Here is a 17,443-nt window from a genome sequence, read left to right on the forward strand (position 1 = left end):
GCGGTGAGAGCTCAGCCGCCCCACACCGTCATCAACGTCACGTAGCACGCCGTCCCGACGAGGATGCTCAGCAGCGCCTGCCCGCGCCACAGCTGCAGCCCTACCGTCACTGCAACCGCCACGGCCAGCCACAGCAGCTGCAGCGCGGTGTCCCCCACCACCGTCTTCACCGAGTACAGCGCCAACATCACCATCACGCCCACCGGCATGTGCACGCTGAGGTAGCGCACCACGGCGCTGTGCCGCATCGGCGCCAGTGCCGCGAACGGCAACGCACGCAGAGCCCACGTCACCGCCGCGCTCACGCCCACGAGCAAGGCCATGTACCCGGTGTCAGGCATGCCTGGTCCGTCGTCGCAGCAGCAACATCACGGTGAATGCGGCGAACGCGCACACCAGCATCTGGCCGGGCACCACCAGCCACGCCCCCGCGGCGCACAGCATCGCCAGAGCGGCCGTGACCGGATCGGGCCGCTGCCGGTAGGCCTCGATGCCCAGGACGATGAACAGCGCGGTCAGCGCGAAGTCCAGGCCAACGAGCCGATCGATCGGCAGCACCTCCCCCAGCAGACCGCCCAGAGCCGCTCCGGTCATCCACAACAGATGAAACATCAACTGCATGAACAGGATCGGACGGGTCGTCCACCCCGCCGCCTGCGGACTGACCGCGACGGCATACGCCTCGTCGGAGAGCGTGTAGGTGCTGTAGAGCTTCGCCGCCAGCCCGCGCACCCGGTGCAGCGGGAAGGACAGCGCATAGAAGATGTGCCGGGAATTGACCACCAGCGTGGTGAGCGCGACGGTCGCGACGGGAGCACCGCCCGCCACCAGCGCCACCATCAGGAACTCCAGCGATCCCGCATAGATCACCCCGGCGAACACCGGCGCCCACCACCAGGCCAACCCGGCATGCACCACCAGAAAGCCCAGCGCCATACCCAGCGGGATGAACGCCAGACCGAGGGGCGCGACCAGGGCCAGCACACGCCGCATCGTCGAACACCTCCTCCGATCGTCTGACGAGACGCTAGCTTTTCATGCGTGGATGTCTTCGATGAATGGCGACGCGGCGGAACACGTTTCACCTGGGCCTCGACCACGCCCGCCAACGACGGTCAGCAGGTCGAGGTGTTCGTGCGCCGGGCCGGCACAACCGGCGCGCCGGCGCTGGTGTGCGTGCACGGTTTCCCCACGGCGAGCATCGACTTTCGCGCCCTCGCCGACGACCTGTCCGGTGACGTCGAGACCTTCACCCTCGACTTCCCCGGCTACGGACTCTCGGACAAGCCGCCCGCGCCGTACGTCTACTCCCTCTACGACGACGCGCGGCTGCTGGTCCACGTGATCACCGAGGTGTGGGGGCTCGACGACTACCGGATGATCACCCACGACCGCGGCAGCAGCATCGGCATGATCGCGCTGGCGATGCTCGCCGACCGCGACGCCACGATGCCGCGAGAGGTGTTCCTGACCAACGCCAACATCTTCCTGCCGCTGGCCAACCTGACCGCGTTCCAGGTGGCGCTGCTCGACGACGCGACCGGCCGCGCCACGGCGGCAGCGACAACGCCCGAGTTGCTTGCGGCTGGGCTCGGCGCCACCACGTTCATGCCGCGCCGAAACCTGGATGACCCCGAAATACATTCGCTGGCACAGTGTTTCGCTCACAACGACGGCATCGCGGTTCTTCCCGACACCATCCGCTATCTGCACGAGCGCACCGCCGACGAGCAGGGCTGGCTCGAGCGGCTGTCGGGCATCGACGTCGACACCACGCTGATCTGGGGGTTGCACGACAGCGTCGCTCCCCTGCGCGTGGCCACCCACGTATGGCAGACCTACCTGCGGTCCAAGCCGGGCCGCAACCGCTTCTGGGTGGTGCCGGGGGCCGACCACTATGTGCAATGCGACGCCCCGGACGAGGTCGCACGGATCATCCGATTGACCATGACCGAGGGCGCCATCGCCCTGCAGACCCTCGGCGACCGGCCCGACGGGGCGGTGCTGGTGGATCAGTCAGACCACCGTTAGCGTTGCCGCACTGACGATTCCGACAGCGTCGAATGCCTTGGCGATCGCAGCTTGCTGGGCGGTGGTCAGGCCCACCGACTGCGCCGCACTCTGCACCGCGGCGCGCCCGTCGCTGAACACCGACCCGGCGCTCAACCGGAACATCGCGCGGTAGTACACCTCGGCCCAGGTGTCCGTCGAGACGCCGGCGGTGGCCGGATCGGTCATCATCAGGTACGCGGCGTGGCTGAAGATGGTGCTGTTGACGTGCTCACCCCCGTCGTCGAGGGTCCCCTGATAGCGGGTTGCGTAGGTGGCGCGGTGGGGACCGAGCGACGTGCTGATCGACGTCGGATCGGCGAGGTTGCGGATGGCGCCGAGCTCGGAGTCCTCTCCGAGGAGCCAGCGGTCCGAGCCGGGATCGTTCTCGATGAGCACGCCCATGATGTCGGCCAACGCTTCGTTGAGCGCACCGGATTCACCGGAATCGAGCACCAGAGAACCACCCGTCGGGCCGCCGACGACATAGGTGACCACGGCGTGGGTGAACTCGTGGCCGATGACATCGACCGCCGCCTCGAGGTGGCCACCGTCGCCGAACGCGAACTGGTTGATGCTGGGGTCCCAGAACGCGTTCTGGTATCCGCCGTTCGGCCTTCCCGGGTTGTAGAGAATGCTCACCATCACAGGCGCACCGCTGCCGTCGAACGATGTCCTGCCCAGCACGTCTCGGTAGTAGTCGTAGACCTCCGCGGTGTTGGCGTGCGCGGAGACGGCCCCGCTGTTCCACCCCAACCACCCCCGCTTGACCACCGTGCCCGGCAGGAAGCCACCCAGCAGGCCGAGATACGGGAAGGAAGTTTTGTAGGTCGTGATGTCGCGGCTCTTGTCGATCAACCGGGACACGGTGGACCACGGCGTGGAGCGGACGTCGATGATGAAGGTCCGCCGCTGACCGAGCCAGTCCCTGGCGGTGTCGATGGCCGACACGGGTTGCGCTGTAGCGCGTGCCGCGACGACGGTGCCGACGGCTGCACCGTCGGCACCGATCAGGGTGGCGGTGCCCGGCCGGGAGAGGCGGATACCGGGCACGGCGCCGACGACCTGCCAGGCCAGGATCGGCACCGACCCGTTGTCCGGCGCGTAGACCACCAGGTCGGCCGTCCGCCGCAACCTCGGCGTCGCCGCATCAGGCGTGACATCGAAAGACTCGGAGAGCCCGCGGTAATGATTGAACAGCCCGGTCACCGCGCCGGTCGCATCGGTCACCAGGACGATGTCGCTACCCAGCACGGGCACGCCCGCAACGGTTTCGGCGAAGCGGTAGTAGGTTTCGGCGCCGTCCCCGCTGCCGGCGGTCGACACCGTGATCGCGTCCGGATCGGCGAACCCCTCGTCGATGCCCAACCTGTGTGCGACCCCATTCATCACCGCAGCCGCATCGGCAGCTCCGGTCACCAGACGGTCGTCGAACCGGCCGTCGATGGTGCGCACCGCGTCGTCGGCGGCAGTATCGGTCAGGGTGTCACCGGCCGGCACGGCGATGGTGACCTCGGTGGGCCGCCAGCGGGGCCTGTCGTCGACCGCAACGGTGAAACTGTCTGCGCGGCCCGCCTTTCCGGCGGATGGGGTGTAGACGAAGCCACCGTCGGCATCGATGCTCACCGAACCCCAGGCCGCGCCCGAGCTGACGCTGTAGGTGAGGGCGGCGTCGTCACGATCCGTCGCGTTGAGGCTGCCCCGCACGGTGCCGTCGGCGGCTGGCTCCGCCGCGTCCGGCGTCGCCGTCGGCCGCTGGTTGCGGAAGGTGTACCGACGCTGACGGACCGTCTCTCGCCGCGATTCGATCCGCCCGGCGCGCCGAGAGCGCTCCCGCTGCGCGGGACGCGCCGACGAATCCGTCGCCGAAGCCGCCGAAGATTCGGTCGAGGTGTCCGAGGGTGCGGCCGATGCGACGCCCGGCGCCATCATCAGGCCGATACCGACTCCCAGGACCGCGACACCGGTCCACACTCCTGTAGGCGGTCGACAACTACTGGCCACAGTGACCCCCTCGGCGACGGTGCTCGAGGCGGAACTTACCACCGACGAAGGTAAATCTGACGACGCTGACGATAAAGCGATGCGCCTATTAGGCTGACACGGTGAGTCTTCTGCTCGGCCCGGTGTTGCGCCACGTCGGTGAGACGACCGCGACGGTGTGGGTGCAAACCGAGGCGCCGTCGGAGGTGGAGGTGCTCGGGTGCCGGGCCCGCACCTTCGAAGTGCACGGTTGCCACTACGCCCTCGTTCAGGTCAGCCGGCTGTCGCCCGACACCGTCACCGCCTATGAGGTCCACATCGACGGCGAGAGGTGCTGGCCGGAGCCGGACTCGCAGTTCCCACCCAGCGTCATCAGGACGCGTGGGCCGGAGACCGCCGACCGGTTGCGGGTCATCTTCGGTTCGTGTCGCTACCCGAAGACGGGCGAGGAGAAGCTCGACCGCAAGCTCGGACTCGACGCTCTGGACTGCTACGCCACCCGGCTCACCGACCTGCCCGTCTCGGAGTGGCCGGATGCGCTGCTGCTGCTCGGCGATCAGGTCTATGCGGACGAGCTGACCCCCGAAGCGCGCCGTCACCTGTCCGGCCGCCGCTCGTCGGGCCGGCGTTCGGCCAACCGCCGACCGCCCGACGAGGTGGTGTCGTTCTCCGAGTACGAGGGCCTGTACCGGCACACCTGGGGCGATCCGGAGATCCGGTGGATTCTCTCCACGTTGCCGACGGCGATGATCTTCGACGACCACGACATCCGAGACGACTGGAACACCTCGGCGACGTGGCGGGCCGAGATCAACGAGCAGCCGTGGTGGCGAGACCGGATCCGGGCGGGCCTGGCGTCCTACTGGGTGTACCAGCATCTGGGCAACCTCAGCCCGACGGAGCTGGACAGCGACGACGACTACCAGAAGGTGCTCGCTGCCGACGGTGACTGCTGGCCGCTGGTGGCCGAACTCGCCGACCGTGCCGACAGTGAGGTCGACGGAGACAAGGGCCTGCGGTTCAGCTTCCGTTGGGATCTGGGGCGCAGCCGATTGGTGATGGTCGACTCCCGCAACGCCCGCATTCTCGACGGCGGTGAACGAAAGATGTTGGGTGACCGCGAGTTCGCGTGGGTCGAGGAACAAGTCAGCGACCTGTCCGGCGTCGACCACCTGATCATCGGATCGTCACTGCCGTGGCTGCTGCCGCCGGCCCTCGGCGATCTGCAGATCGTCAACGAGATCGCCGCAAGGCGTCCGGGACTGCGTGGGCGGCTGGGCGAAACCATCAGGCAGGGCGCCGATCTCGAGCACTGGCCGGCGTTCTTCGCGTCATTCGTCCGACTCTCCTCGATGATCGCCGGGGCGGCGCGCGCCAGTGCCGACGGGCCGGCGACCATCTCGGTGCTCTCCGGCGACGTGCACCACAGCTACGCCGCGCGCGCCGACTTCGGAGAACCCGACGGAGCCCGGGTGCATCAACTGGTCTGCTCGCCGGTGCACAACTACGTGCCCGCCTACGTCAAACCCGCGTTCAAGCTGGGCTGGTCAGCGCCCGCGGCCCGGCTGACCCGCCGCTGGGCGCGCCGGGCCGGGTCACCGGAGCTGCCGGTGTCGTGGCGCAACCTCAGCGGGCCGCTGTTCGGCAACACGATCGCCTCGCTGATCGCCGTCGGCCGCGGGGCCGACGTGGTGTTCGAACAGCCCCGCGACGACGGCACCCTCACCGAAGCGGCGACCGTCGTTCTCAGTGCGCTCAGTGCACCCCTTCCATCTGGCGGCTGACCCACGGGGAGATCGCGAACACCACCACACCCGCGACGACGGCAACCGCACCGAGGATGCCGAAGTACGCCGTCTCGTTGGAGGTGTCGTAGTAGCCGGCGAGCACACCGGACATCGCCGTGCCGAGGCCGACCGAGAAGAAGTACAGCGCCATCATCTGCGCACGGAACGCCTCCGGGGCCAGCTTGGTGGTGACCGACAGGCCGATCGGCGACAGCAGCAGTTCGGAGACCGCGAACACGGCCATGATCGCCATCACCAGTAGCGCCGGGGTGCTACGACCGGTGCCTCCGGCCAGCGGCACGAAGCACAAGAATGCCAGCCCCATCCCGATCACGCCGTAGGAGAACTTGCGTGGGGTCGTGGGCGCCCGGTTACCCAGCCGCGTCCAGAGCACCGCGAACAGCGGGGAGAGCAGGATGATCCACACCGGTTCGATCGAGCCGATCCAGCTCGACGGTGCCGTCCACCCGAAGATCGACCAGTTCATCCGTTCGTCGGAGTAGACGGCCAGGACGGTGAAGATCTGCTGGAACAGCGACCAGAACACCGCGTTCGCGACGAACAACGGGATGAACGCCCGCACCCGGACCCGCTCCTCCCCGTCCACCTTCGGGCTGCGCAGCATGATCGCGAAGTACGCCACCGACGCGACGACGATGACGCCGGTGGTCACCTGCGAGAGGTTGGCCAGCGTGACGAGACCCAGTGCGATCGCTGCCCCGACGACCACGAGGCCAGCCACGATCACCGCGGCGGTCTTGGCAACAGCGCTGCGCGGCAACGGGTTCGGCACCTCGCGCCCGTGCCCGCCGAGGTTACGGCGAAACGCCACGTATTGCGCGAGACCCAGCGCCATACCGATCGCCGCCGCACCGAAGCCGTAGTGGAAGCCGACATGGGTCTGCAGCAGCCCGGTGATCAGCGGGCCGATGAACGCGCCGAGATTGATGCCGAGATAGAACAGCGTGAAGCCGCCGTCGGCGCGGGCGTCGCCCTTGTCGTAGAGCGTGCCGAGCAGCGACGAGGCGTTGGCCTTCAGCGCGCCCGAGCCCAGGGCGACGAACACCAGGCCGACGCCGACGCCGCTCAGCCCCGGAAGGATCGCCAGCGCGATGTGGCCGATCATCACGACCACGCCGCCGTAGAACACGGTGCGCTCCATGCCGAGCAGCCGATCGGCCACCCAGCCGCCCAGCACCGTGGACAGGTACACCAGACCGCCGTAGGCGCCGACGATGCCGGTGGCCGTGCTCTTCGGCAGCTCGAGCCCCCCGTCGGTGACGGAGTAGTACAGGTAGTAGGCCAGGATGGTGAGCATCCCGTAGTAGGAGAACCGTTCCCACAGTTCGACTCCGAACAGGTTGGTCAGCCCGATCGGGTGCCCGAAGAGAGTTCGCGGACTCTTGTCTTCTCGGATTGTCATGGGACCACCCTTACACTCGGCTGCATGCCGATACCTGATACCCCGCGCCCAGGCCAGGAATCGGTGTGGGATTACCCTCGCCCGCCCCGGCTCGAAGATTTCGCCGGGTCGATCACCGTGGAACTGGGCGGGCAGGTCATCGCGTCCACCGAGCGTGCGTGGCGGGTGCTCGAGACCAGCCATCCCCCGACGTACTACCTGCCGGCGAGCAGCTTCGCCGACGGGGTGCTGCGGGAGGCCGACGGGGCCTCGTGGTGCGAATGGAAAGGTCAGGCAAGCTATTTCGATCTGGTGACCGCGACGGCGGTGGCGCCGCGTGCGGCGTGGACGTACCGTCGGCCCACTCCGGGGTTCGCCGCCATCACCGGCGCTGTGGCCGTGATGGCCGCGGCCGTCGATCGGTGCATCGTCAACGGTGAAGAGGCCGTCCCGCAGCCCGGCGGGTTCTACGGCGGCTGGATCAACAGCTGGATCGCCGGCCCCTTCAAAGGTGTTCCCGGCTCGATGGGCTGGTGAGGTACGGGGTCAGCAGCCAGACTCTCAGCAACCGAGGTCGATGACGGCGGCGGTGACGATGCTGTTGCCGGCCGACATCGAGATACCCATCTGCTTGTTGAGCGCATTCACCGCGACCGGTGCCGGCTGCCCGCTGCCGAGAATGCCGCAGACGATCGAACCCGCGCTGAGCAACTGGTCGCGCGTCAGCGCCGTGTACACCGGTTCCAGACCTTCGAGATAGCCGGCGGTGTCCGCCGTGGCGGGCGCCGCCAATGTCATCAACGCTGCCACCGAGGCAGCCACACTCAGACCCACGCGCGATCGGTTCACTGTCGAGCCCCCTGTCGTCGAGCACATCCTATGCCGCGGGCAGCGCCCCGCGGGGGCTCATTTGTCGGAGAGCCAGCCGTACTGACGGCCGCAGTCGGTGCAGTCCACGTCGAGGAACCAGCGGGTGACCCGATCGGATCCGGCCGACCAGGTGGGCTGCGACGAGACGACCGGGGCTGCGTGACCGCATCTGCCGCACATGGCTTCGATCGGGGCGTTCACACCTCGAACGTAACCGCTGGTAACGCTCTTGACCAGATATTGACGTCAGCGTGGTGGGTCGCCACGCCACGCGAAACTGTTGACGTATTTGCCCATATCGAGGGCAAGCTGCACATTCGCGCCTGAGGGTTTGCCTGGCCCGAAGTCCGGCCCGAACTGGTGGTAGGGACCGACGACGGAGGCGATGAGCGCGAGGTCGTTCTTCACCGCGGCCAACACGAGCACCCGCATTCGGGTGAAACTGCTCGTCGAGCCCTGCGGGTAGTAGTCGATCGCTTCACCGAAGCCGGGTTGGTAACCGACCATCGTGTTGGGGATCTCGTAGGCGACGCGCCCGTCGGGGACGTGCTGGGCCTTCAGGTCGGCGACGACCTGACGGGCCGGCCTGCCCGCCGCGGGCTCGCTGAAGAGCCGCAACGTACCACCCTCGCCGCCGGTGAAATCGGCGACGACGCCGTCGTCTGCGGTGGTGATGCGGTACGACGAACCGGCGGCCGGGTAGGACACCGAGAAGGAGCCGTTGGGCGCGGTGAACCGCGGGTTGATCGCCACCGGTGTGCCGATGGGTGGCCGCCCACAGTCCGGCGGGCACACGAAACGCACCGGCGGCGAGGTCACCCGCGAGGAGATCACGGCGAGCACGCTGGCCACCAGGATGACCGGAATGAGCCACAGCAACAACACCATTCGGTGCGACGGTCGACTCACCGACGGCGCGTGGCTCTCGCCGACGGTGTAGCCGGGGAAGAACGTGGTGGTCGTCAAGACCGGTCGCCGTCGGTGTCGGCACGCCGGGGGCGCTCAGCCCGGCGCTGGGCGCGCGATGACCTCGACGACGCACGCGCGGCCACCCCGCACACCGGGCAGAACGCCATGTCGGGCACCACATGGCCACAGTGCTGGCACAGCACCGGTTGGTCCGCGATCGTCTCGTCGTGAGCCTCGTGCAGCAGCGCCAGGTGCAAACTGAGCCGCAGCAGGAACAGCGCCGCCGCGGCGACCACCGCGTACAGGGCGAGCATCAGCCACTGCCGCGAGCGGGAGATGTCGACCATGCCCAGCGCGATGGACAGCGCGAGCACGGCGACCGCGAACGCCACCATCACGAAGCGGACCAGTCCCGGCCGTTGATCCTTCTTGCTGTCGGGTCGGGTGAACCACAGCGCCACGCCCACCAACCCACCGGTGGCCGCGGCGATCAGCGGTGCCGCGACGCCCCGGATGCCCGCCTCGACCAGATAGAACGTCAGCGGGGCATCACTGACCAGGCCGGTCTCGAGCTGTGGGACCAGCCGGGTCATCATCGCCGCGGCGGTGAAGCTCAGCGCGCCGAGTGCCCCGATCATGAAGCCTTCCAAAGACTCCCGGGTCGGCGGCCCCATCAGCCGGATCACGATGACGGGAACCAGCATCAGGATCGCGCCGGCGAGCGGGAGTGCGGCGCCCTGCTGGACCATCTGCGAACCGCTCATGCCCACCCCCACGGCCGCACCGGAGGTCCGGTCGAAGGCCGCGCCGGCCACGAGGACGAACCCGACGCCGAGCACCACCCCGAGCCCGACCGTCAGTGCAAGGGCGCGCGTCGGCAGATCCCGCAGCCCGTCGGCCTCGCGCATGTAGACGAGGAACAGTGCGGGTAGCCCCAGCACGCCGACTGCGATCAGGGCCGCGGGCATCCGGAGAAGCGCGAAGGCCACCAGCGCCACCACCATGGCCCCCAGCGCCACCCGGAACGCGCCGCGATGCGCCAGATGGGGGAACAGCGAACTCAGCAACGACGGGGACAGCACACTCTCTCCGGGTGCGGCACCGAAGTTCCTGATGCGCAACCAGTCCGGGCCCTCCCATTTGCGGGCCGTCAGATGGCAACCGCACAGTCCGCAGAACTCGCCGTCGGGCACATCGACCCGGCAGATCCGACACTCGGTGGTCGGGAAGGGACTGTCGTCGCTCATGAGTTCTCCTGTTGCACATCGGCGACGTCGCGCACGAGGTTGCCCACCCGCGGGGTGCCCAGACCGGTGACGAGGTCGTAGCCGGGTGCGGCGTCGTCGACGGCGTTGCCGCCCAACGTCACATCGCGGAACGCCGGAAGCCGGGCGCCGGCGGCGATCCGGTAGAGCAGCGGGTTGAGATCTCCGAGCGGACGTCCGCCGGTGGAGATCAGGTAGTCGTTCATCACCGCGGCCAGGCCCGCCCAGATGGGCGCCGCCTGGGACGTGCCGCCGCCGATCGTCGGCTGGCCGTCGAGGATGAAGCTCACCCCGGTGAAGGGATCGGCGACCGCGGACACGTCGGGTGTCAGCCGCTTCCCGGTGCCGCGGTCGGCGGGGACGGCCCCTTCGACTCCGCGCTGCCACGTGGGCAGGTCGAACAGTTCCGACACTCCGCCGCTGGTGCCCAGCCCCAGCGGTACGTCGTACCAGGACTGCTCGTCCAGCCAGGCTCCGCCGGCCGTGGTGGACAGCGTAGTGCCTCCGACGTTGACCATTTCGGGAAGGGACGCCACAGAATTGAGGCCGATGCTGTCCTGCGCGGGCGCCGAGGACCAGTCGTCACCGCTCTTGCATTCCAGCCCGGCGAGATCGCCGTTGGCCATGAATGCAGTGGTTCCGCGACCGGTCGCGGCCAGCAGCGCCGACTGCGCGGGCGCGAGATCGGTTGCGGTGAGCAGCTTGTCGCACCCCCAGCTGATGGAGAAGCTCCACACCGCACCCGGGAACTGCCGGTCGACGTCGGCCATCATCTGCCCGATCTTGACGTAGGCGCCGTCGCCTTCCACGGTGGGCCGCGCATTGATCACGATCTTGCGGGCGTCGGGGGCGATGGCGTGCACGACGGACAGGTCCATCGTGGTCTCGGCGCTGGGTTCGTCGAACGTCCCGCCGATGATGGTGGGCGTGAACGCCGGCAAGCCGTTTCGCGTGGCGAACTCGTCGAGATCGGACTGACGGAAGCCGCCGAAGGCGAAGATGGCGACCGTCTGCCCCTTGCCGGTGTACCCGTCGGCAACGAGCCGGTCGGCTTCGTAGGTGGTGCGCAACGCCATTGGCGTGAGCCCGAATTCGGGCACATCGAGAGGCAGTTGCCGCGGTTGGTTGTCCCGGAAGGGCGTGTAGCCGAGGAGCCGGCCGACGGAATCGACCTCCCCGGTCACCGCGTCGGGTACGGCGGGTTGACGGCGTGAGGCGTAGAACACCGTGCCGTGCTGTTCGCGGTAGTCGTGGACGTCCACACCGAACGCACGGCCCATGGCTTGTGCGCCACCTTCGACAACAGCCCAGCGCTGACCCGGTTGCCACTGAACGGACAGCGCATGACTGTCGGCCCATTGGCTCAAGCCCACCGGGGCGACAGCATCGCGCAGTTCGACGACGAGCTGGGCAGAGCGGTCGTGCGACGGTCCGAGATCAACCGCGTGGGCCAGAAGGGCGGCGTACGGCCCGCCGATCAGCTGCCCAGGCCCACCGGCAGAGGTCGGCCGCACCGGGGCGACACTGGTGGTGAGGAGTATCAGGACCCCCACCACCAGTGCCGTCAAGCCCGCGACGCGGAACGCAGGCGCACGAACGTCAGTGACGATGGCTCGTCACTGTCACTGTGGTGCGCGGGGTGCTCCCGGGTTCCTGCCGTTGTCGTTCGCGTTGGGCGGAATCGAGGTGAACGGGTTACCGCCGGCGGTGCGAGGCACGTTCTCCGTGGGCGACGCCGGAGGCGGCGTAGCCGGAGTGGTGGCCGGCGGGGTCGTGGTGGTCGTCGTGGTCGTCGTGGTGGTGGAGGTCTCCGGGGCGTTGCCCTCGTTCGAGCTACACCCCACGGCCAGCCACGTCATCGCCGAGAGGGCGACACCGCCAGCAACCAGCGAGAAGCGACTGGTCCTTGATCTCATAATGCGTTCCCATCTGTTCGTCGAGCCGCATGCCGTCCCAGATTCCTGGGTCGCGACTAGATCTTCACATTTTGCCGTCGTCTCGACCAGCGCAGGAGCGTTTTCCTGTGTAGCCGCTGTCAACCAACGCACCGTGGGTAGTGTCCGAACGCCCGCGAAGCGTTACACCACGGCTGAGTGCAGCCTCGGCCGGTACACCAGTTCCGCGATGTCGGCATCGAGGGTGCGGCGCTCGACGAGCTCGAGGTCGAAGTCAGCGGCGCCGGCGAAAACCGGATCGGCACCTGTCTGCCCGGTGATGACGGGAAAGATCGTGACCTGCAGGTAGTCCACGAGACCGGCGGCCATCAGGGCCCGATTCATCGACAAACTGCCGTGGGATCGCAACGGGATGTCCGACTCGTCCTTCAGCCGGGCGACCACCTCGACAGCGTCACCACGCGCCACGGTCGCATCCGGCCACTCGAGCGGCTCCCCGACGGTCGTGGAGATGACCGTCGCCGGCAGGTGGTGCATCGCGGTGACCCACGGGTCGCGGACCTCGGAATCCTCGTCGCTGTCGCCGAGCATCTGAACGAACTGGCGATAGGTGTTGGCACCGAACACCATTCGCTGGCCATTCCGGTAGAGGTCGAGGCGGCGGGCAAGCAACTCAGGTCCCTGCTTACCCCAATAGCCGGTCCAATCACCGCCGTCCGCTCCACCGAAGCCGTCGAGACTGGAGAAGACGTCGAAGGTGTAGGTCGCGCTCATGATGCTCCTCGTGGTTCTGTCGGTGGGCTACAAGACAGACCGGGAGGCGGCGCTGAACTCATCGGTGAGACCACCGGGATACTGGAGGTGTGGACATCGCGCTGCTGGTACTCACGCCGATCCTGTTCGCGGCGGTGATCACCCTCGGCGTGCTGCTCATCGTGTCACGGCGCCAACTGGCCGGCGCCCGGAAAGAGTTGCGGCGCAACCGTGAACGTGTTCCTGCAGGGGTACGCAGACGGAGACACGGAGTGGCTCCGCTGGCCGTCAGAACGGTCACCCACACGCTGAAAAGCGCCGACGCGCTGATCCGGCACGGCATCGTCGGCTCCGTGCGCAGTTCGGTCGACGACCTCGCGGCGTGGGCGCGCGTCGAGCGTCCGGATTTGGCTCGCCTCACCACCGACGGTCGCGTCGTTCTGATGTTCTCCGACATCGAAGGGTCCACCGAACGCAACGAGTCACTCGGCGACAGCGCCTGGATGAAGGTGTTCGACCGGCACAACCGCCTCGTCGAGCGCACGGTCGCCGACCACCGCGGCTACGTCGTCAAGAACCAGGGAGACGGTTTCATGATCGCCTTCTCCGCACCCACCGATGCGCTGCGGTGCAGCCTGGCGATCCAGCGGGCGCTGCGGGAGAACGCCGAGCACTACGACGGAATCCGGGTCCGGATCGGTGTCCACGTCGGTACGTCGGTTCGTCGCGGCGACGACCTGTTCGGCCGCAACGTCGCGATGGCGGCGCGCATCGCCGATCTGGCAGCCGGCGGAGAGATCCTCGTCAGCGATGAGGTGCGGGAGTCGGCGGACGGCGTCCACGGGATCGCGTTCGACGATCCCGTCGAGGTCGAACTCAAGGGGCTACGCGGCACCCAGTCGGTGTCCTCGGTCAGCCTCACACCCTGAAATCCCAGGTCGCCGCGGAACCCAGGTCGCCGTGGAACACTGTCACCGCGACGGAAGGATGCGTATGTCTGCGTGGACCTCTTCTTGGATGTGGAGAACACTCACGGCGGTCGGTGCTGCCGCGTTGGTGGGCCTGGTCGTGATGACGGTGTCCCCTCTTGCTCTGTCCCCTCTCGCTCTCGCCCAGCCTCCCGCAGGGCAGGACCCGACGCCGTTCGTCGGCGCGGCGCCGTTCGCTCCGCCGAAAGTGGCTCCTGCCAACGGATCCACCGTCGGTGTCGGCCAGCCGATCATCATCGACTTCCCCGGGCTGGTCGACAACTCCGTCGCCGCCGAGAACGCCATCCACGTCTCCTCGGTCCCCCCGGTGCCCGGCAAGTTCTACTGGATGACGCCCACGCAGCTGCGCTGGCGCCCACTGGATTTCTGGCCTGCCCATACCACGGTGACCGTCGACGCCGGTGGCGCGACGTCCAGTTTTCAGACCGGCGACACCCTCATCGCCACGGCCGACGACGCCACCCACCAGCTGACCGTCACCCGCAATGGAATGGTGGAGAAGACGATTCCGATGTCGATGGGGATGACCGCCGGCGGCCATCAGACACCGAACGGCACCTACTACGTCCAGGTGAAGATGCCCTCGGTGGTGATGGACTCCTCGACCTATGGTGTGCCTGTCGATTCGACGTACGGGTACAAGACCACGGTGGAGCTGGCCGTCCGCTTCGACGACAGCGGCGACTTCGTGCACAGTGCGCCGTGGTCGGTCGCCGATCAGGGCAAGCGAGACGTCAGCCACGGCTGCATCAACATCAGCCCGGCGAACGCGCAATGGTTCTACGACAACTTCGGCGCCGGCGATCCCATCGTGGTGAAGAATTCCGGGGGCGGCACGTATTCGCGGCACGACGGCTCCAACGACTGGCAGCTGTAGCGCCGGCATGACCGTCGAAGCCATCCTGCAGACGATCCCGCCGATCGCGGTTTACCTGGTCGTCGGGGCCGTCATCGGCGTCGAGAGCCTCGGCATACCGCTGCCCGGCGAGATCGCTCTGGTGAGCGCGGCGCTGCTGTCGTCGCGTCACAGCCTCGACATCAGCCCGATAGGCGTCGCGGGGGCGGCCGCACTCGGCGCCGTCATCGGCGACACGATCGGCTACTCGATCGGGCGGCGCTACGGGATGTCGCTGTTCGAACGGCTCGGCAGGCGCTTCCCGAAACACTTCGGCCCCGGACACGTCGCTTTGGCGAAGCAGCTGTTTGCGCGGTGGGGCGGTTGGGCGGTGTTCTTCGGCCGGTTCATCGCGCTGCTGCGGATCTTCGCGGGCCCGTTGGCCGGTGCCATGCGGATGCGGTACCCAGGATTTCTCGCCGCCAATGCGAGCGGCGCCGTGGTGTGGGCCGGCGGCACCGTCGCCGTCATCTACTACGCCGGTATGGCCGCCGAACGCTGGCTCTCCCGGTTCTCCTGGATCGCGTTGGTCGCGGCGATCGCGATCGGCATCGGCGCGACACTGCTGATGCGCGAAAGGACGTCGCGTCTGATCGCCCAGCTGGAAGCCGAGCACGACTGGGAGACGCTGCGCCGCCACTAGCTCGGCGCAGCGCTGAAGACCACAGGATCGTGAACACCGTCGACCATCCACGCCACCGCTACTGGCCTCTCTACGGCGCCGGCTTCGTCACCGCCTTCGGCGCGCACTCGATCGCCGCCAATCTGGGCACATACGGCCAGGAACAGCACGCCAGCCTGCTCACGATCGGACTACTGCTCGCCGTCTACGACGCCGCCGAGGTCATCCTCAAACCTGTCTTCGGCGCACTCGTGGACCGTGTCGGTCCACGTCCCGTTCTCATCGGCGGCTTAATCGGATTCTCCTGCGCATCAGCTGGATTCGTCGCCGCCGGCGATCCAAGCCTGCTGGGCGTCGCCCGCTTTGCACAAGGTGCGGCCGCCGCAGCGTTCTCCCCCGCAGCGTCCACACTCGTGGCTCGACTCCAGTCACCCGGCGGCCACGCACGACGGTTCGGAAGCTACGGAGCGTGGAAAGGGTTGGGATACACGCTCGGACCGCTCCTGGGTGGCGGCGTGGTGACCATCGGCGGGTACAACGCGCTGTTCGCGACGCTGGGGGTGGTCGCGGTCATCGTCGCCGTCTGGGCCGCATGCGTCGTTCCCCGAGTCGAGCCGCTGCCTCGGCGGCGTTCGACGGTCGTCGACCTGACCCGTCGACTCACCCGGCGCGCATTCCTCGCTCCCACCCTGGTACTCGCTGCCTCGACCGCTGCGTTGTCCATCGGAGTGGGCTTCTTCCCGATCCTCGCCGCGTCGGCCGGTGCCAACGCATTGCTCAGCGGGGCAATGGTTTCCGTGCTGTCCGCCTGCGCGGCCCTCTCACAACCGTGGGCCGGCCGCGCGCTCGATGGCCGCCGGTTCAGCTACCGCGCCGGCGCCATCGCGGGGCTCACCGCGTGCGTCGCCGGCTTCCTGCTGGCCGGACTCCTGGCCGGGCCGGTGGGACTGATCGTCGGCGCCATCGCGATCGGATTGGGCGCGGGGGTCCTGACGCCACTGGGCTTCGCCGCCCTGGCCGCCTCGGCGCCGCCCGAAAGACTCGGCGAGACCATGGGATCAGCAGAGGTCGGCCGTGAACTCGGAGACGCCGGCGGCCCGTTGCTCGTCGGCGCGGTCGCCGCGGCGGCGACGCTCGGTGTGGGATGCGTCGCGGCCGCGGCGATCATGGCAGCCGTGGCGGCCCTTGCAGCGGGGCCGTTACAGGTGGAGGACTCGCCTACTTCGGCGGCATCCTGATGCCGCCGTCGACGCGGACGACCTCGGCGTTCATGTAGGAGTTGGTGATCAGTTCGACGACCATCGACGCGAGCTCTTCGGGCTTGCCGAGCCGGCGCGGGTAGAGAACGGATTCACCGAGCTTGGCCTTGAACGCCTCCGAGTCCGGGCCTTCGCCATAGATCGGGGTGTCGATCAGGCCGGGGGCGACGGTGTTGACACGGATGCCGACCGCGGCGAGGTCGCGGGCCACCGGCAGGGTCAGTCCGACGACGCCGCCCTTCGACGAGGAGTAGGCCGCCTGGCCGATCTGGCCGTCGAACGCGGCCACGCTGGTCATGTTGACGATCGCGCCGCGCTCGCCGGAGTCGGTGAGGTCGAGCCGGCTCATCGCCGTGGCCGCGAGCCGGATGCAGTCGAAGGTGCCGACCAGGTTGATCGCGAGCACCTTCTTGTACGCGTCGAGGTTGTGCGCCGAGGCGAACTCGCCGTCCTTGCCGATTGTCCTTTGCGCCCAACCGATTCCGGCCGAGTTGACCAGGGTGCGCAGCGGTCCCAGGTCGACGGCGGTGTTCACCGCGTCTTCGATCTGGGAGGTGTCGGTCACGTCGACGCTGACGTACGCGCCGCCGATCTCGTGGGCCAGTTCCTGGCCGCGCTCGGCCTGCAGGTCGGCGATGACGACCCGGGCGCCCTGCGAGGCGAGGAGGCGGGAGGTGGCGGCGCCGATGCCTGAGGCTCCGCCGGTGACAATTGCGCTGGTTCCGTTGACGTCCACAGCCGGAGTGTAGGACAGGTGTCGAGACG

General features: G+C 68.1%; 19 protein-coding genes. 7 read left to right on the forward strand and 12 right to left on the reverse strand.

Annotation, left to right across the window (positions count from 1 at the left end):
- Nucleotides 1-11 precede the first annotated feature (11 nt).
- Together ACZYYX_RS24670 and ACZYYX_RS24675 are read right to left on the reverse strand one after the other, a co-directional pair.
- Nucleotides 12-341 carry a branched-chain amino acid transporter permease gene (locus tag ACZYYX_RS24670; protein WP_463817352.1) on the reverse strand — a complete coding sequence of 110 codons (330 nt, stop codon included), beginning with the start codon at nucleotides 339-341 and terminating at the stop codon, nucleotides 12-14.
- Nucleotides 334-993 carry an AzlC family ABC transporter permease gene (locus ACZYYX_RS24675; RefSeq protein ID WP_463817354.1) on the reverse strand — a complete coding sequence of 220 codons (660 nt, stop codon included), beginning with the start codon at nucleotides 991-993 and terminating at the stop codon, nucleotides 334-336. Before ACZYYX_RS24675 ends, ACZYYX_RS24670 begins: the two co-directional genes overlap by 8 nt.
- A gap of 48 nt (nucleotides 994-1,041) precedes the next feature.
- Here ACZYYX_RS24675 and ACZYYX_RS24680 point away from each other — a divergent pair, with 48 nt between their 5' ends.
- Nucleotides 1,042-2,031 (forward strand): alpha/beta fold hydrolase, encoded by a 990-nt coding sequence (locus tag ACZYYX_RS24680; protein WP_463817355.1) that lies wholly within the window; start codon nucleotides 1,042-1,044, stop codon nucleotides 2,029-2,031.
- On the opposite strand, the gene ACZYYX_RS24685 is transcribed toward ACZYYX_RS24680, so the two are convergent.
- Nucleotides 2,017-4,023 carry a M4 family metallopeptidase gene (locus tag ACZYYX_RS24685; RefSeq protein WP_463817356.1) on the reverse strand — a complete coding sequence of 669 codons (2,007 nt, stop codon included), beginning with the start codon at nucleotides 4,021-4,023 and terminating at the stop codon, nucleotides 2,017-2,019. The two genes, ACZYYX_RS24680 and ACZYYX_RS24685, sit on opposite strands and share 15 nt — an antisense overlap.
- A gap of 131 nt (nucleotides 4,024-4,154) precedes the next feature.
- On the opposite strand from ACZYYX_RS24685, the gene ACZYYX_RS24690 reads away from it, so the two are divergent.
- On the forward strand, nucleotides 4,155-5,816 hold the full coding sequence (locus ACZYYX_RS24690; RefSeq protein WP_463817357.1) for an alkaline phosphatase D family protein: 1,662 nt from the start codon (nucleotides 4,155-4,157) through the stop codon (nucleotides 5,814-5,816).
- Here ACZYYX_RS24690 and ACZYYX_RS24695 read toward each other — a convergent pair.
- Nucleotides 5,788-7,242, reverse strand: coding sequence for a peptide MFS transporter (locus ACZYYX_RS24695; RefSeq protein ID WP_463817358.1), 1,455 nt, complete (start codon nucleotides 7,240-7,242; stop codon nucleotides 5,788-5,790). The genes ACZYYX_RS24690 and ACZYYX_RS24695 overlap by 29 nt on opposite strands.
- A 24-nt stretch (nucleotides 7,243-7,266) precedes the next feature.
- Between ACZYYX_RS24695 and ACZYYX_RS24700 the strand changes: the two genes are divergently transcribed.
- Complete coding sequence (locus tag ACZYYX_RS24700; RefSeq protein WP_463817359.1) at nucleotides 7,267-7,758, forward strand: DUF427 domain-containing protein; 492 nt, start codon at nucleotides 7,267-7,269, stop codon at nucleotides 7,756-7,758.
- Nucleotides 7,759-7,782: 24 nt separating this feature from the next.
- Here the strand turns inward: ACZYYX_RS24700 and ACZYYX_RS24705 are convergent, their stop codons facing one another.
- The 7 genes from ACZYYX_RS24705 to ACZYYX_RS24735 form a co-directional block, all read right to left on the reverse strand.
- On the reverse strand, nucleotides 7,783-8,055 hold the full coding sequence (locus ACZYYX_RS24705; RefSeq protein ID WP_463817361.1) for a DUF732 domain-containing protein: 273 nt from the start codon (nucleotides 8,053-8,055) through the stop codon (nucleotides 7,783-7,785).
- Nucleotides 8,056-8,127: 72 nt separating this feature from the next.
- Nucleotides 8,128-8,292 (reverse strand): DUF7160 family protein, encoded by a 165-nt coding sequence (locus tag ACZYYX_RS24710; protein WP_463817362.1) that lies wholly within the window; start codon nucleotides 8,290-8,292, stop codon nucleotides 8,128-8,130.
- A gap of 45 nt (nucleotides 8,293-8,337) precedes the next feature.
- On the reverse strand, nucleotides 8,338-9,057 hold the full coding sequence (locus ACZYYX_RS24715) for a hypothetical protein (protein ID WP_463817364.1): 720 nt from the start codon (nucleotides 9,055-9,057) through the stop codon (nucleotides 8,338-8,340).
- Nucleotides 9,054-10,247 (reverse strand): zinc ribbon domain-containing protein, encoded by a 1,194-nt coding sequence (locus ACZYYX_RS24720; RefSeq protein WP_463817365.1) that lies wholly within the window; start codon nucleotides 10,245-10,247, stop codon nucleotides 9,054-9,056. Before ACZYYX_RS24720 ends, ACZYYX_RS24715 begins: the two co-directional genes overlap by 4 nt.
- Entirely contained in the window at nucleotides 10,244-11,824 is a 1,581-nt protein-coding gene (locus tag ACZYYX_RS24725) for a S53 family peptidase (RefSeq protein WP_463817759.1), read from the reverse strand. Before ACZYYX_RS24725 ends, ACZYYX_RS24720 begins: the two co-directional genes overlap by 4 nt.
- A 63-nt stretch (nucleotides 11,825-11,887) precedes the next feature.
- A complete protein-coding gene (locus ACZYYX_RS24730; RefSeq protein WP_458608219.1) occupies nucleotides 11,888-12,181 on the reverse strand; it encodes a hypothetical protein in 294 nt (97 codons plus the stop codon).
- Nucleotides 12,182-12,343: 162 nt separating this feature from the next.
- The gene (locus tag ACZYYX_RS24735; RefSeq protein WP_463817366.1) at nucleotides 12,344-12,934 is read right to left on the reverse strand and encodes a dihydrofolate reductase family protein; all 591 of its coding nucleotides are present in this window, start codon (nucleotides 12,932-12,934) and stop codon (nucleotides 12,344-12,346) included.
- Between the two features lie 89 nt (nucleotides 12,935-13,023).
- Between ACZYYX_RS24735 and ACZYYX_RS24740 the strand changes: the two genes are divergently transcribed.
- The 4 genes from ACZYYX_RS24740 (at nucleotide 13,024) to ACZYYX_RS24755 (ending at nucleotide 16,657) form a co-directional block, all read left to right on the forward strand.
- Nucleotides 13,024-13,842, forward strand: coding sequence for an adenylate/guanylate cyclase domain-containing protein (locus ACZYYX_RS24740; protein ID WP_463817367.1), 819 nt, complete (start codon nucleotides 13,024-13,026; stop codon nucleotides 13,840-13,842).
- A 142-nt stretch (nucleotides 13,843-13,984) separates the two neighbouring features.
- The gene (locus ACZYYX_RS24745) at nucleotides 13,985-14,779 is read left to right on the forward strand and encodes a L,D-transpeptidase (RefSeq protein ID WP_463817760.1); all 795 of its coding nucleotides are present in this window, start codon (nucleotides 13,985-13,987) and stop codon (nucleotides 14,777-14,779) included.
- Between the two features lie 7 nt (nucleotides 14,780-14,786).
- Entirely contained in the window at nucleotides 14,787-15,440 is a 654-nt protein-coding gene (locus ACZYYX_RS24750) for a DedA family protein (RefSeq protein WP_463817368.1), read from the forward strand.
- A gap of 29 nt (nucleotides 15,441-15,469) precedes the next feature.
- Nucleotides 15,470-16,657, forward strand: coding sequence for an MFS transporter (locus ACZYYX_RS24755; RefSeq protein WP_463817369.1), 1,188 nt, complete (start codon nucleotides 15,470-15,472; stop codon nucleotides 16,655-16,657).
- Here the strand turns inward: ACZYYX_RS24755 and ACZYYX_RS24760 are convergent.
- The gene (locus ACZYYX_RS24760; protein WP_221362474.1) at nucleotides 16,638-17,414 is read right to left on the reverse strand and encodes an SDR family NAD(P)-dependent oxidoreductase; all 777 of its coding nucleotides are present in this window, start codon (nucleotides 17,412-17,414) and stop codon (nucleotides 16,638-16,640) included. The two genes, ACZYYX_RS24755 and ACZYYX_RS24760, sit on opposite strands and share 20 nt — an antisense overlap.
- Nucleotides 17,415-17,443 lie beyond the last annotated feature (29 nt).

Source organism: Mycobacterium sp. IDUB_1 (assembly GCF_055419625.1).